The organism is Fulvivirga sp. AWR4_260 (assembly GCF_056158185.1).
In genome coordinates this window covers 404,483-419,920 of sequence record NZ_JBSWSU010000015.1, presented here as the reverse complement: position 1 = coordinate 419,920, position 15,438 = coordinate 404,483, and the positions used below count along the sequence as shown (strand labels likewise).

14 protein-coding genes are annotated in these 15,438 nt (G+C 36.7%); 9 read left to right on the top strand and 5 right to left on the bottom strand.

What is annotated here, in order from left to right; translation table 11 throughout:
* On the bottom strand, nucleotides 1-3,222 hold the full coding sequence (locus ACXACQ_RS08335) for a hypothetical protein (RefSeq protein ID WP_474975472.1): 3,222 nt from the start codon (nucleotides 3,220-3,222) through the stop codon (nucleotides 1-3).
* 659 nt (nucleotides 3,223-3,881) lie between these two features.
* Here ACXACQ_RS08335 and ACXACQ_RS08330 point away from each other — a divergent pair.
* From ACXACQ_RS08330 to ACXACQ_RS08305, 6 genes are all read left to right on the top strand, one after another.
* On the top strand, nucleotides 3,882-4,466 hold the full coding sequence (locus ACXACQ_RS08330) for a Crp/Fnr family transcriptional regulator (RefSeq protein ID WP_474975471.1): 585 nt from the start codon (nucleotides 3,882-3,884) through the stop codon (nucleotides 4,464-4,466).
* 111 nt (nucleotides 4,467-4,577) lie between these two features.
* Entirely contained in the window at nucleotides 4,578-4,958 is a 381-nt protein-coding gene (locus ACXACQ_RS08325; protein ID WP_474975470.1) for a Cif family virulence factor, read from the top strand.
* A 110-nt stretch (nucleotides 4,959-5,068) separates the two neighbouring features.
* The gene (locus tag ACXACQ_RS08320) at nucleotides 5,069-5,524 is read left to right on the top strand and encodes an acyltransferase (protein ID WP_474975469.1); all 456 of its coding nucleotides are present in this window, start codon (nucleotides 5,069-5,071) and stop codon (nucleotides 5,522-5,524) included.
* A 121-nt stretch (nucleotides 5,525-5,645) separates the two neighbouring features.
* Nucleotides 5,646-6,449, top strand: coding sequence for an SDR family oxidoreductase (locus tag ACXACQ_RS08315; protein WP_474975468.1), 804 nt, complete (start codon nucleotides 5,646-5,648; stop codon nucleotides 6,447-6,449).
* 11 nt (nucleotides 6,450-6,460) lie between these two features.
* Nucleotides 6,461-7,462, top strand: coding sequence for an aldo/keto reductase (locus tag ACXACQ_RS08310; RefSeq protein ID WP_474975467.1), 1,002 nt, complete (start codon nucleotides 6,461-6,463; stop codon nucleotides 7,460-7,462).
* Between the two features lie 58 nt (nucleotides 7,463-7,520).
* Complete coding sequence (locus ACXACQ_RS08305; RefSeq protein WP_474975466.1) at nucleotides 7,521-8,432, top strand: helix-turn-helix domain-containing protein; 912 nt, start codon at nucleotides 7,521-7,523, stop codon at nucleotides 8,430-8,432.
* Between the two features lie 30 nt (nucleotides 8,433-8,462).
* Here the strand turns inward: ACXACQ_RS08305 and ACXACQ_RS08300 are convergent, their stop codons facing one another.
* Nucleotides 8,463-10,343 (bottom strand): hypothetical protein, encoded by a 1,881-nt coding sequence (locus tag ACXACQ_RS08300; protein WP_474975465.1) that lies wholly within the window; start codon nucleotides 10,341-10,343, stop codon nucleotides 8,463-8,465.
* A 503-nt stretch (nucleotides 10,344-10,846) separates the two neighbouring features.
* On the opposite strand from ACXACQ_RS08300, the gene ACXACQ_RS08295 reads away from it, so the two are divergent.
* Together ACXACQ_RS08295 and ACXACQ_RS08290 are read left to right on the top strand one after the other, a co-directional pair.
* Entirely contained in the window at nucleotides 10,847-11,416 is a 570-nt protein-coding gene (locus ACXACQ_RS08295; RefSeq protein ID WP_474975464.1) for a Crp/Fnr family transcriptional regulator, read from the top strand.
* A gap of 78 nt (nucleotides 11,417-11,494) precedes the next feature.
* On the top strand, nucleotides 11,495-12,253 hold the full coding sequence (locus ACXACQ_RS08290; protein WP_474975463.1) for an SDR family NAD(P)-dependent oxidoreductase: 759 nt from the start codon (nucleotides 11,495-11,497) through the stop codon (nucleotides 12,251-12,253).
* 50 nt (nucleotides 12,254-12,303) lie between these two features.
* Here the strand turns inward: ACXACQ_RS08290 and ACXACQ_RS08285 are convergent, their stop codons facing one another.
* Genes ACXACQ_RS08285 through ACXACQ_RS08275 form a run of 3 tightly spaced genes read right to left on the bottom strand, consistent with a single transcriptional unit; the run spans nucleotide 12,304 to nucleotide 13,703 of the window.
* A complete protein-coding gene (locus ACXACQ_RS08285) occupies nucleotides 12,304-12,879 on the bottom strand; it encodes a Crp/Fnr family transcriptional regulator (RefSeq protein WP_474975462.1) in 576 nt (191 codons plus the stop codon).
* A 13-nt stretch (nucleotides 12,880-12,892) separates the two neighbouring features.
* Nucleotides 12,893-13,312, bottom strand: coding sequence for a hypothetical protein (locus ACXACQ_RS08280; protein WP_474975461.1), 420 nt, complete (start codon nucleotides 13,310-13,312; stop codon nucleotides 12,893-12,895).
* A gap of 25 nt (nucleotides 13,313-13,337) precedes the next feature.
* Nucleotides 13,338-13,703: a hypothetical protein gene (locus ACXACQ_RS08275; RefSeq protein ID WP_474975460.1), complete on the bottom strand. Its 366-nt coding sequence runs from the start codon at nucleotides 13,701-13,703 to the stop codon at nucleotides 13,338-13,340.
* Nucleotides 13,704-13,772: 69 nt separating this feature from the next.
* Here ACXACQ_RS08275 and ACXACQ_RS08270 point away from each other — a divergent pair, with 69 nt between their 5' ends.
* On the top strand, nucleotides 13,773-14,792 hold the full coding sequence (locus ACXACQ_RS08270) for an SDR family oxidoreductase (RefSeq protein ID WP_474975459.1): 1,020 nt from the start codon (nucleotides 13,773-13,775) through the stop codon (nucleotides 14,790-14,792).
* Nucleotides 14,793-15,438 lie beyond the last annotated feature (646 nt).

The following is a 15,438-nucleotide window of genomic DNA, read 5'->3' as shown; positions in this document are numbered from 1 at the left end:
TTAGTTATAGTGTTTTACCATGTCCCTTATTTTTCTTGAAGGGTCATTTTCAAAATCTTTTAATAGGGCTTTTTCACCCGCTTCAGCCAGTGTGGTAACCAATTGCATCCTGTGTTTTAGTCCTGTCTTTTCTAGGAATGGAGCTATTTTCCCTTCTTTGGCTAATGATATAATCACCTCATTATATTCATCGTTTTCTTCTTCTCTAAGGAGGAATGCAATCCAGTTTTCGAGATTGATGTCCAGCTTGTTTACCTTGTCTATGAGCATTTTTCTCATGCCAGTTTTGTATTCATCTATCTCATCACCGTATTGGTCAGGAGATAAATAGAGCATTTCCTCCATGTCGAGTTCTTCCTCTCTTACCAGCTGGTGCATATAAGCTGGGAATAGTTCATAGTCCAGAATGGAATATCCATCGGCACTATGGTTTACTAATAAAGTGACCAGTCGGTCTTGTCTTTCTTTTTCAATCCACCAGATGAAGGACGCCAAAGAATACTGGCTTATCCTTTCTGAAGGCTCTGTTTGCCAATCTCTCTCATCAATTTTTTCCTCAAAGGCCTTTGAAACTACGGCATAATCCAGTTCACCATTCATGTATTGCATGATTTGGTTGGCAAGAGCTTCTGCATCTACAGCTTCTTCTTTAGCATTAAACTCTACAAATATTTTTAAGGCGCGGAGCAAGTCATGATCCTGAGAAAAAGGGAAACGAGGGTTTCTTAAGGCCAGGTCACGGTAATACCTGATTTTAGAACTCTCGTTTATATAAGAAAGGCCTTTGTCTAACGATATAGCCAGGTTTTTACGGTAGGCGCCAATCATGCCTGGGTTTTCCTCATCTATTTCATCATATAAGTCTAGCCAGAAGAGGTATTTATCTGCCACACATGGCTCAGAAATAGCGTGAGTGTCTTGGGCCTGAGACATTTGGAAAGCAGCCACCTGTTCTCTTGGAACCTTTGCCTTTTCTAATTCATCAAATATGCGCTCCTCTTGAGTATGATCTTCTATTCTGGTGGTAGAATAATCACTAGAATAGATTTTAGTAACGAGCCTGATGACCCTTTGAGGAGCCAGTGCTACCATCAGTTTCCATATTCTGTCAGCCTGTATTCTTAATGGTGGCGGGAAGAATCTCATCCAATAGCAGCATAATAGTACATGCTGGTAGGCATCTTTATAGAAGAATAAAGCATAACTAGGTTGGTGTTCTGAATACTTGTTCAGCGTAATGCTGCCTCTGTAGCACTCTTCACGGTACAGGTACTTTTTTAATAAGTCCAGGATGGTGTCCTGATCAGCCTTTGGCATCATAGGAGTGGTGAAGTAGTCCGCTATCAGTTCCCATTCTTCATCAGAAATTGCCTTTTTGTCTATCTGTTTTTTTAGCTTTTTAAGTGCGCTTTCCCAGGGGCCTTTTCCTATTAGGGTTACCAGATTTTGAGAATATTCATCAAAAACCATAGCCTCTCTGTCTTTATTGAGCAGATAGGCAGCTAGTGTTTGTGTGCTGAGTGAGTCAGACTTCCAGTTAGAGCTGTCATACATTGCACGGCCACCTTTTTCTAAGATGCGGTTCACCATGTTAAATGCGTCATGATCTATCTCTTCACTGGAGGGAGCAAAGGCGTCTTCAGAAAGCTTCCATACCTTTTTCTTGGGTGCTTTTTTACTATAACGCTTGTAAAAATCCTCTTCAGAAATGATATGGTAGTCCTCTTCATCAGCTATGATATTTCGCATTTCACTGGATATCTCTTTTACACCCATTAATCTGTAAAACACATCGAGAACGCGAAGGAACTTTTCGTTTTTATCTTTTTTAGTAGATTTTTCACCATCAGAACCCGGGGTAACGGTCATTGTCAAAATCAAGCCATTGCCAGATTCCCGAACGTCTTCATCATCATCTTCTTCCTGTATATCCAAATCGAATATAACATTAGAGAGAATGTTATAAAGTTCTTCGTTGATTTGCGCAGGGCCGAAAGGAGGAAAAGCGGAATAGGTTATTTGATAATAGAAGTTGAGCGCGTGTTGCTCAGCTATGGCTACCATATTCGTCTTAGGGATTTGGCTAAGGATCTCTACATTATCACCTTTTTCAATGTAATCCCATATTTCTTTACCATTAGGTAAGGCTAAAATAAACTCTTTAAGATCTCTGGTGCCATCACCTCGGTATACATCTCTGTTGTAAAAATTTTCTCTGTCTATATCTACCTGAGTGCGCTCATCATACTTCATTAAAGGGCCATTAATGGCCTTTTTGATCTCCAATTGCAGGTCCATCGCTTCGTTTTCCAGCGTGTCTGTAATGAAGTGCTGTTGTAAAATGGGGCTTTGGTCTTCATCTTCACCATAGTACTCGTTGTTGCGGTTAAGCGAGAAAAGAGAGATATATAGACTAAGTACCGGATTTTCCTCTTCAATCACTGTATTTTCTGAGTAGCAAAGCATCGGTTGGGCTTCAAAGCGCTCTTTTATTGCTTGCTTAAACCAGGCGTATTCTTCTGGGTTTTCCTTTAAGAAATCTCCCAAAGCAGGATTAGGTTTTATGTCGGAATCCATGAAAACTTCATAGGGTTCAAGCATATGATGTCTGAAGTGGTCATTATCACACCATATGAAAGCTTTAATCAGGTCTCTGGTCCAGCCATATTTTTTTAATAAGGAGAATAAATAATCTTCATAACCGGTGGCATGCTCCAGATCCCAGTACGGTATAAAGTATGATCCGAGCAGGTAAGCATATTCAGGATGCTGAACAGCTAACATAAATAAGGCTTCTGCGCCAAACACACGCATGTCATCTACCCATACCGCGTCCGTATCATTAACCCTGCGGATGGCGGCCACCATGGCTTCTGCTGTTTTTACTACGTCAGGCAGGATTTCTTCATGCTCCAGTGCTAAGGCAAAAAATATAGGTTCGGAGAGATAGATCTCTTTACCTTCTGCAATCTTAATTTCAGTATAGAAATCTTCGTTTCCATAAGATAAAGCCTCTTTTAAAACCTCTCTGTTTTTAGGGTCACTGGTTTGTAGGCGCCTTTCTCCATCTTCGGTTTTAGCCTTAAATTCAACATCAAAAGTAGAGCTTCTAAAGGCCTGTTTAGTGTTAAGTAGTTCCTGATATGTATTGAGTGCCTCCTGAATAGAGCTAGCAGAGCCTGGCTCAAAGGTGATGATTTTGCTTTTGTCAAATTGATTCATTAAAGTAATAAGGTTTTATCATAAAAGAATGTCAGCAGCTCTTGCTTAAACTGTTGGCACCCAATAATTAACGCTCTTAATCAGATTGAAATAATTATAATACAGCCCGATTAAATTAAAAAATTACAAGTATTTAAGCACCCATTAAAAGTGCGTAAACAGCTGAAAATGAACAGCATTATCTGTTTCAATAAAAAAATAAAAAATTACAAGTCAGAGCTTATATACCCCTATAATTCTATAGGCTATAGAAATACTTATGTTTAGGATTGATTGATGCTAAACTAAGAACCTCTTCTTTATAGAGCAAAGAAAAATTATACTATTTATCATTTAAGTTTTTCAACTTTATCATGATTTTACTCTCTAAAAAATGGCAAAAAGCATTTAGCTAAACAGGGTGAGTATTGCTGAATGGTTTAGGTATTAAAAACTTAAGATTAAATCATCGGTCAGATTAATAATATAGGTTTAATACACATGATGTTATAAATAAATATACATGTGGTAGCTTCGCAATGACAACAAAATGACGTCACACGAAATCAAGTCCGGGAGCAGAGCCAGCATCAAACGAGATGCATGCTCTCGGCACTATTTTTTTCATTTCTTATCATTAGGTATTAGCTTAGTCTACAGCAAATATTTCCTGACAATACGTGAGCAAAGAACTTCTTTTAACCTACTTCGATAAAATAATACCGCTAACATCAATAGAAAGATCAGACATTAGCCAGTATTTTAAAGAGAAAAAGGTCAAGAAAAAAGAAATCATTTTACATCAAAACAAGGTATGCGATCATTATACATTCGTAGCAAAAGGTTTATTGAAAATGTATGCCATAGATGAACAGGCCACTGCACACAACCTTCAATTTGCCAGCGAAAATGATTGGATTATGGACATTAGTAGCTTTCATACCAACAAGCCTAGCCAGCTAAATATTGAAGCCTTAGAAAACTCCACTTTACTACAACTAGACAAGCCAGGCTTGGTTGCTCTTTTCAGTAAATACAAAAAACTAAATATTGATTTCAGGGTAATTATAGAAAACCAGTATATAACGCTACAAAATCGAATGCTCAGCCATTTGTCCACCAATGCTGAAGAGAAATACTTACAATTTATATCTGAGCATCGGCAACTAGCTAATCGACTTCCTAATACTCAAATAGCCAGCTACTTGGGCATTACACCTGAATTTCTTAGCAAGATCAGAAATAAACTGGCTCAACAAAGGTAATTTCTTAAACTAGTTTAAGGGTGCCAATAGACTTAAAGCTTCACCTTTGTCATGTTTTAAAACTATACTAAGATTTGTGCACAGATCATTACAGTTAAAATAAATACGAAAATGATCTACAATACAGCAACTGCTAAAATTATTAACAATTATAAAGTAGCATTAAACAACTCAGATGCCTCGGCTATAGCTCAGCTATTTGCTAAAAACGGACTACTCATGCCACAAGGAGCACCCGCTACATCGCAACTTAAAGACGCTTACCTGAGATTATTTACCTCGTTTCAACTAAAGGTAAATTATGTTATTGATGATGTAATGGAAGACGAGAACTTCACCATAGTACAGACTCACTCAACGGGTAGTACCAAAATTTTGAATTCTGAAGAGGAAATAAATGTCAACAATAAAGAGGTTTTTATCCTTAAAAAGGAAAATAATCAATTGAAAATATATCGTTATATCTTCAACAATAATACAGTAGCAAAATAAGGCTCCTAATGGCTCTGCAGCTGCTTCTGTAGAGCCATTACCCATTTATATGGTATAAAAACAGATATTTAATATATTAGAATAAATATCATCCCTAGTCATTAAACTTTATGAGGTTATCTGAATATATTCTTAAGCGCAATGGAGAGCCTGCGGCAAGCCATAAATCTCTTTCCAACAACCTTTACAGGTCACTAGGAGCGCAAAACTTCAGTAAGTTTTGGCAGCATTGGAATCCTATATTTGGATATTATTTAGGCACTAAAGTATATAAGCCTATTAAAAGAATAATACCTGCTCCTGTGGCATTAATTGTAACTTTCATTTTGTGCGGAGCTATCCATGATTTGATATCGCTAATTGTGAAATCGCAGACCTCACTCCTATTTACTTATTGGTTTTTCATTATGTCTATTATGCTTTTACTCTCTAAGGTATTAAAGCATAATTTCTCCAATTATTCATGGGTAGTTAGGGCATGTATCAATATTATATTAATAGCAGCAAGCTTTACAGTGGCCAAATATTTCCAAAGTTGGCTGAACTATACTTTACAAATCTTGTAAACCACCATTTCCATACCTCAATTCTCAATTCAGTATTTTGGCTACTTTAAGCTTCATTTTGGAAACAGCTTAGTGCTGTCTATTCAGAAATTTTGCATTGTACTAATAAAAAGACCTCACAATGCAAAAGACAATATTCATAACAGGAGCATCTTCAGGGCTAGGCAAGGCCACTGCAAAGCTATTTCAAAGCAAAGGCTGGCAGGTTATTGCCACCATGCGTTCACCAGAAAAAGAGCAAGAATTAAATCTATTGGAAAATGTAACGCTCCTCCCCCTAGATGTTACTGAGCCATCACAAATAGAAACTGCCGTAACTAAGGCTACCGAATCAGCGAAAATAGATGTTGTATTTAATAATGCTGGATATGGGCTAATGGGGGAATTAGAAGCTCTTACTGATGAGCAAATTACTAAGCAACTGAACACCAACCTCCTAGGTGTTTTACGAGTTACAAAAGCCTTTATACCTCATTTTAGGTCAAATAGAAGCGGCACATTTATCGCCACCACTTCTATAGGAGGCCTATTCTCTTTCCCTTTAAGTTCGGTTTATCATGCTACAAAATTTGCAATAGAAGGCTGGTCTGAAAGCATGTCTTTCGAATTAGCACAGCAAGGTATAGCCATCAAAACCGTAGCCCCGGGTGGAATAACAACAGATTTTTCTGGTAGGTCTCTCGATACTAATTCAATGCCTGAATACCAGGAAATTCATGACAAAATGTTTTCATCCTTTGATGATCTGATGCAATCGGCCTCCAGTGCAGAAGAAATCGCACAAGTAGTATTTGAAGCAGCAACGGACAACAAAGATCAAGTACGGTATGTAGCAGGAAAAGATGCAAACGAAATGTACCAAAGAAGGCTTCAGCTTGGCAATGAAGCTTTTAGAAAAGAGCTAGGACAAATGATTTTAGGTTAAAATAATATATAATGGACAAAGTTAAATTAGGAAGTCAAGGGCTAATCACTCCAAAAATAGGATTAGGATGTATGGGAATGACTACGCTCGACAATGCAGATATGTATGGAAAAGCTGATGAAAAGGAAGCCATTAACACTATTCACCGGTCATTAGAATTGGGAGGCAATTTTCTTGACACGGCAGACCTTTATGGACCTTTTCTGAATGAGCAACTGATTAGTAAAGCTATAAAAGGAAATCGTGATAAATACATTATTGCCACCAAATTTGGATGGGAAATAGATGACCAAGGTAAGCTGACCTGGGCAATAAATGGAAAAAAGGAATATGTTAAAAAATCAGTAGAAAGGTCTTTAAAAAACCTCAAAACCGACTGCATAGACCTTTATTACCTCCATAGAGTAGATAAAAACACTCCGATAGAAGAAACCGTAGAAGCCATGGGCAACTTGGTAAAAGAAGGAAAAGTGAAATACATCGGTCTTTCAGAAGCATCTTCTCAGACAATAAAGAAAGCACATGCCATTCACCCCATTACAGCTGTGCAAAGCGAATACTCACTTTTTGAAAGAACTGCCGAAGCACAAGGTGTACTAAAAACATTAAAAGAATTAGGAATAGGCTTTGTAGCCTACTCTCCATTAGGTAGAGGTTTCCTCTCTGGACAGGTTAAATCTATGGATGATATACCAGCTGATGATTTCAGAAGAAATATGCCCAGATTTCAAGAAGAACATTTTCATAAAAACATAACGCTGGTTCACGCCATCGAAAAAATGGCTTCAGAGAAGAAAATTACATCCTCTCAGCTTGCATTAGCATGGATAATGTCCAAAAATATAGTGCCCATACCAGGCACAAAACGTGTGAAATATGTGGAACAAAATATTGCATCTACTGAAATAACATTGTCCGAGACTGACCTGCAAACTTTAGAGAATATAGTCCCTTTAGGCACTGACACCGGAAATCCATACGATGATTTCGGAATGGCACTTAATGATTATTAATTTTTACAGGTAATTAACTAACTCTGTTAATTACCTGTACGTTAATTCTTTTATTACAATGAATACGGTTAGCTCCATATCGCAATTTCACCAGTTGCTGTCTATACCTGAACCTGCTCACCCCATGGTGAGCATATTTAAAGTAGAAGACATGAAATTTCAGCCCAACCCGATCTGGGATCGGTTTTACACCGATTTTTACACCATTGGCTTAAAAAAAGGCATTAAAGGAAAGGTAAAGTATGGTCAAAAATATTATGATTACGATAAAGGCATAATGAGTTTCACCACACCTCGTCAGGTACAGTCCATAGACATGACAGAAGTACAAAATATGTTAGAGCAGTGTGGTACTGGATATGTTTTAATTTTTCACCCCGACTTCTTAGGTGATCATCCATTGACTCATCGCATCCAAAAATATGGTTTCTTCTCCTACGAAGTAAATGAGGCATTGCACTTATCTGCAAAAGAAGAAGATAACATCGTTGATATTTATCATAAAATTGATGCTGAATATCAACATATAGATCATCATACTCAGGATATTATAATAGCACAAATAGAGCTACTCCTTACCTACTGCAACAGGTTTTATGAAAGGCAGTTTATTACCAGAAAAGTGGCCAATAATGACACCCTAACAAAAATAGAGCACCTGTTGAACAGTTATTTTGACAGTGACAAATCATTACACAAAGGGTTGCCTACTGTGGAGTTTCTCGCTACAGAACTTAATATTTCCACCCACTACCTTAGCGATATGCTAAGGTCCGTAACAGGCCGAAATACTCAACAACATATCCATGACAAGCTGATTGAAAAAGCAAAGGAATACCTCACTGTCAGCAATTTATCGATAGCCGAAATAGCATATCAACTAGGTTTTGAACACCCACAATCCTTCAATAAACTATTTAAAAAGAAAACACAGAAGACTCCAAAAGCCTATAGGGAAAGCTTTATTTAAAAGCTTTTGTTCAAAAAACATTTTATACAATTATTCTTCATAGTAAAACTCTGCTAAATTAAATCTATACTTTTCATAATCATGAGTAGTGGGTCTATTGTACCCCCACCCAGAGGTTTCTTTTGTTTGAATAGCAACACCATTTTCCTCATCAATATAAGTAGACAGTTCATATTCTTGCTCACTGTACCTTTCTATTAAAGAGAGCCAAATGTACTCACCTGTAAATTCATCATCTTCATAAACAAGACCTATTAAATCTCTTTCCATGCCCGCGTTACTTCTTATAATCAATACATTTCGTCCTCCAATTAATATTCGACCTAACAACTCATTGTCCGTTTTTGAAAAATCTGTCAGGTTAAACCCTGGCCCAACCTCCGTACCCATTGATTTAAGTATTTCAACGCCATTTGAAAACTCTGGTAATTCTTTAATATTAATACCTTTTTGCTTCTCAAAGAACTCCCAATAAAAATACTTTTGATCGAATTGTTTAATAGTATACACAGAAGTTTCTTGCTCTCCTTCTTTAAACACAGGCCTTTCATCATGTAAATTATTTATATTATACCAGTCCTGATCATATTTTCTCAATACGTTTTTATGAAATCTATAGAACGAGGAAATGGAGCCATCCCAAGCTCGCCTTAACCAATATCCTACCGCAACAGATGGTGTTAAGTATGCAAAATCATCATTAATCATATATTGCGGAAAATAATATGAATAGTGAGTGTCAAGGTAATCTACCCCATCCTCTCCTCTATCGATGGCCTCTTTATAGTGGAACAATTCATTAGTGATATCTTTGGCCTCAAGTAGCCAATAAACTTGCATCATTAAACGAAAATATCTCAATCCTTTACTGTTATATATATCCTGATATGTATAGTCGCCAAATTCATCTTCAGGATCAGGAATCATATAATCTGTTACCCAGTCAATAGCCGCAGGGTTATAACTATGAAAAGGGACAATACCTGTTGGCTCATTATATATTTTTTCTCCTATCAGAGCCTGAAAAATATCGGTTTCAAACACCACTCCAACACTTGATTCACCTTCTGCTTCCTCTCTACGATCAGCATTATATTTGGTTAATGCTTTATTTGCACCATCATAAATGACAAATCCATATATACCATTAATTACTGGAAGCAATTTTCTCCCATTGAAAGTAATGGAATGAGAAAGAAAATCAGGTTCAGCATAATCATCCTCAGTAAAAAATGACTGATAAGTATTTAATAGTAAATATTTAAAAATATCTTCTCTCACCTTTTTGGATGGAACCGTTCCTGCTTTCCAACTTTTACTTTCCTCGCTAATTAGCTTAAAATCATCATTGGAGACATCTTCCTGCTCTTCCTCTACGTATTCCTCTTCTACAGCATCATCCATACCTTCCTTTGAAGCATCGAATTCTTTAACCTCATTAGTCCCTACCAATTCATCTGCTTGTCTACTATAGCAACTTTCAAAATCATGAACCTCTCCGTCTCTTATTATTAAATCACAATTAGTAACTTTCTTAAGCCAGCGGCCATCTTCAACAGCGACCTTATCACCATACTCAAATACCCTATCGTAAAGATTTTTATGTAATTTCAAACCAAAGCCCAGCTCATTTATTAGGCTATAATTTACTCCATTTTTACTTTTAATAATATACTGAGAATTATCATCTTCTTTAACATACATTATTCTCTCTTTTCCTAATTCATACCAATCCCTTAAAAACTGAATTCCTCCGGCTAAAGATGTAAAAAACACCACAATTATTAGCCCTATTAAAACGAAGTGAACCCATCTATCCCCTTTAATAATAAAGGAAAGAATCCCAGCTACAAGCAATACAAATCCCAATATTGAAAAAACCAAGGTAAGCCCCTGATCAGAAAATTTCATTAACATTATAAAGAAGCAAATTGCTAGGAAGAAAGTACAAAAGCGCCAAACTCTCTTTGAAAATTTCCTGTCATTGAGCATTATAACAGAAAAGCATAAAAGGAAAGTGCTTATTGCTGTCGGATAAAAAATAAATCCCACAGGAGTAATCATATTCAACCCCGACCAGAATAATACGATATGAGTATAATTTTCCCATAAAGCATATATGAATATCACACCCGACACCAACATTAACAGAATAGATATGACAAAAATGAATATATATAACTTTCTCATGACACTATATTAAAAAAAACACCTAATAGATACAAAATAAATAAAATATAATTAATTTTTAACCTATTCCACTATATTCATCAAATATAGAACACCCACAATCCTTCAATAAACTATTTAAAAAGAAAACACAAAGGACTCCTAAAGCTTATAGAGAAAGTTTTATTTAAAAGCTTTTGTTATTTGTCAAAAAATAACCCTTTATTCATTTTTAATTTTACCGAATGAACGAGCTAATAAACTACCTTTTGCAATTTGGGAATTTGAATACGCAGCAAATTGAACTTATAAAGCAAAAAGCAAAACCTCTATTTCTTAAGAAAGAGGAATACTCTACTGAAGCAGGTAAAGTTCCGAAACATGTTGTTTTCACTAAAGAGGGGATTTTAAGGGTTTGTTATTATGATAATCAAGGTAATGAGTTTACTCGATATTTTATTGATGAAGGGCATTTGGCCGTAGATATCAAAAATTTCGAAGCCAACACAGAGTCATCAGAATATGTGCAAGCCGTTACCGATTGTGAATTAATTGCATTTTCAAGAACTGACTGGTTCAGCCTATCTCGTACTATTCTTGAATGGGATAGTATTGTCAACCAAATCATTAAAAAGGGACTCATCGAAAAATTAGAGAGGAAAGCCCCTCTTGTTGAAAAAGATGCGACCTCTCGTTATTTAACTTTCTTAGAACAATATCCGCAAGTAGCCAACCGCATTCCATTGTCTTACTTGGCATCTTATCTCGGGATTACACAATCAACTTTAAGCAGAATAAGAAAAAACATCCGTTAGGTTGCTTTTTGCTTTATGTCAAATGATTTCATAGTTCCATCCTCAAACTTTGTAGTGTTTAAAATAAATAACACAAGAATGAAATCAGTATTAATAACAGGGGCCAATAAAGGAATTGGATTCGAAGCAGCAAGGCAGTTATTGCAAAATGGTTATTACGTTTATTTGGCCAGTAGAAATCAAATTAATGGAGAAAAGGCGGCAGCACAACTTAAAAGTGAGGGTTTTCACAACATTAAGGTACTTCAACTTGATGTTACTGATGAAATGTCCGTAAAGGAAGCTCGCAAAATCGTAGGCCAACAAACTCAAAAGTTAGATGCACTGATAAACAATGCAGGGATTAGCGGAGCAGAATTTGACGAGGAAGGCAATTTCGTTCCTCAAACTGCCACTGATACCAAAATATCAGTTTACGAAAGTGTATATAACACCAATGTATACGGCACCATTCGTGTGACACAAGCATTTCTGGATTTACTCAAGAATGCTAATGAGCCAAGAATAGTGAATGTGAGCTCAAGCCAAGGTTCAATCACGTTACATAGTGATCCTACTTATAAATATTATGATGTAAAAGGGGCCGTTTACTTATCTTCTAAGGCTGCATTGAATATGTACACCGTAGTATTAGCCTATGAACTTAAAGACACTACTATAAAAGTAAATGCCGTAAGCCCTGGCTTTACAAGTACTGATTTTACAGGAAACAGGGGCGGCAGTGTAATGGAAGCTGCCAAAAGAATAGTGAAATATGCATTAATTGATCAATCTGGTCCTTCTGGAAAATTCTTTTGTGAAGAAACTAACCCCGAAGGTGGCGAAATTCCTTGGTAAGGAATTATTACGAATAGGTAGTGAGCAACTGCCTATTCGTATCTTAAAACTCAACGAATCATACGTTTACGCAATCTGCTTAGGTAAACTGGTGTAATACCTAAATATGAAGCCAAGTCCTTTTGAGCTATTCTATGCTCTAAATGCGGATATTGCTCCTTAAATAAAAGGTATCGTTCTTCTGCTGTAAGGGATACATTAGCTATATTTCTATTTTGGTAAAGGCGATAACCATTTTCTGTAAGGATTCTAAAAAAACGCTCTAACTTAGGCACCTCTTTGTATAAAATATCAAGCTTATTTTTAGTGAGTTTCACCACTTCACTATCTTCTGTGGCTTCAATAGAAAAAATAGCCCTAGTCTGACTAGAAAAACTAACTACATCTACTCCCCACCAGTTTTCAGGACTAAAAGAAAGTGTATGTTCGTTGCCATGATCATCAATATGGTAGGTGCGCAGACAACCTCTGTTTACAAAATAGATCGCTTTACAAATATGGCCAGCGCTAAGAAGAGCTTCATTTTTCCTTAGCTCACGCACTTCCAGCATGGCTTGAATATGCTGCTGTTCCTCTTCAGACAAACTTATGTGCATGGCAAAACTGGCCATAATTTGATCATACATATCTCAATTAATATTAAGGTTTAACCGTAGCCCAGAGCCGCCAATTTTGTTGTGCAGCTTTTCTATGTAGCTCGGTTTCATTAATATAAGCCGTGCTTTCCAATATTCTCCTAAAATCTTCGAAAGAAGGATAATCTACCAATACTATTTCATCCCAATCTTCACCGTCAGCTATAGCCAAACCTGCCTTTATAGCTCCAACATACCTCACCTTCACTCCTTCAATCTTTAAATCAGCCGCCAATTGATTAAAAGCAGGAGCATAACGGTAATAATATGCCTCTCTGCCAGAACAAGGCTCAAAAACCTGATCATTAACATATTGAGCTTGGTCATTGAACTTAACAAAGTTTACCATCACTATTGGTGTGTTTTTAGGTAAAAGGGCAGCAGCTTTGTCTAGTGCATCGGTATTTAATGTGTTGATTTCCATAATTCAATATTTATCATCTATAATTTCACAAGGCATTAAAAAAACCTACAATTTTGGTGAGCTTAAAAGCTGCTGTATACTCGAAATAATCCATGCCATACAATACCTCCTCATCGGGCAGAATCCTTTGCCAGAAAAATCGACCTACACCATTTTTATATTCTATTTTAGAAATACAGATAAACGCTCGACCGGGCATTACCTCATACGAATAATTAATAAGAGCTGCCAGCTCATCTACTCCTTTTGTTAGAGGGTTAACAACATCTACATAGGTGCCTCCTTCAGCCCAGCAAGTACTCAATACTTGAGTAATCACTCCCATTCCTTGAGTATTCCATGCCTTCATATACTGCTGTATCATCTCCTCCACCGCTTGTTTCTTTTCCATAATCACTGTGTTTTGATTAGATGACACAAATTAACTATTGAAAAAAATGACAAAACTTAACCTAGTTTTATGATAACCAGAAATGAATTAGGTATAGGTGCAAATGCTTCCCTTTTGACTACAACCAAAGGTGTTTTGAATACATCAAAGGCATTGAGGTCACTGAAATTTGTAACGAAACAAATAATAATAGTTATGAAAGTTTTTGTTACAGGAGCTACAGGCTTCATTGGTACAGCAGTAGTAAAAGAGCTAGTAGCCGCAGGACATCAGGTGGTAGGGTTGTCAAGGTCAGAGGCATCTGCAGAAAAGATAAAACAATTAGGAGCCGAAGCGCTTAGCGGAGACTTAACCGATACGGACTCATTAAAAAAAGGAGCCACAATTGCCGATGGCGTTATACATTTAGGCTTTATTCATGACTTTACACGCTTTGCTGAAGTTTGCCAAATAGACAAAGAAGCCATCAAAGCCATGGGCGAAGTACTGGAAGGAACGGAAAAACCGTTTATAGTAACTTCAGGCACAGCCGTAGCCGCAAAAGAAAGTATGGTTACTGAAAAAGACAAAGCCGAAAACAAACACATTCCAAGAACAGCTACTGAAGAAGCCGTAAATTATGTTGCCGCAAAGGGAGTAAAAGTAGCTGCATTAAGATTACCTCCTTCTGTACATGGAGAAGGTGATGCTCACGGATTTATTCCTATTTTGATCAGCATTGCGAAGCAACAAAACATATTACCTATTATAGATGGAGGACAAAATGTGTGGCCGGCAGTTCATAGGTTAGATGCTGCTAAGGCATTTCGCTTGGCATTAGAAAAAATATCTATTCCGGGCACTCGCTATCATGCCGTGGCAGACCAGCAAGTGCCTTTTCACGAAATAGCTAATATTATAGCCAATAAGCTAAAAATAGATACCAAATCAATTAATGCTGACGAGGCTGAAAAATATTACGGTTCGTTCGCACATTTCGCTACTATTAATAACCCGGCATCTAGCGAAGCCACGCAGCAAGCATTGGGCTGGACTCCTACAGCACCTTCTTTAATAGATGATTTAAAAAATGGAATTTATTTCAAATAAAATCATTGAAGACATAAACTACAGTGAAGCAAAAGTCAATTTTGCTTCACCTTTAAACGAGCCACACGAAAGAAGTTCAAAAAGTAAAAAGCGTTACAGAATTTTATCAGCTGAGGTGCTTCCCATAAGCCAAACACATTAATCAGTGTAATGGCTATTTTGAGCCTGACCTTCACAAGGTGATGTTAAAAGAATGAACTACAAGGACAAATATGAAACAATAGGAATATGATTTTTTCACGATACGGAAAACGAAGCACTTTTTCTATCGGAAGATGAAGAATAGAAAACCATTTAATTGATATCAATTACTACAGGCTAAAAAAATGTAGGCAAGCCAAATGAAATTTGACTTGCCATGAAAACCTAAAAATCAAAAAGCTGAGTCTGATGATTCCCCATCCCATCAAACTACTGCCAATGTAGGTTCTTCAAACATTTAACACTTTTACTAATGAAGCCATGCATTTTATGCTTTCAGCCTTATTTGATGTTACAAGTATAGTGGAATGATTAACCTATGAATGTTACAAAAACGACAAAGACTGACAAAAAAACGACAGGGCTAAAAACGACATTTATTATCCCTAGGGCTATAGAAATAATCCAATTAAACAAAAAGACTTCATCGCATTAAAAAAGAAAC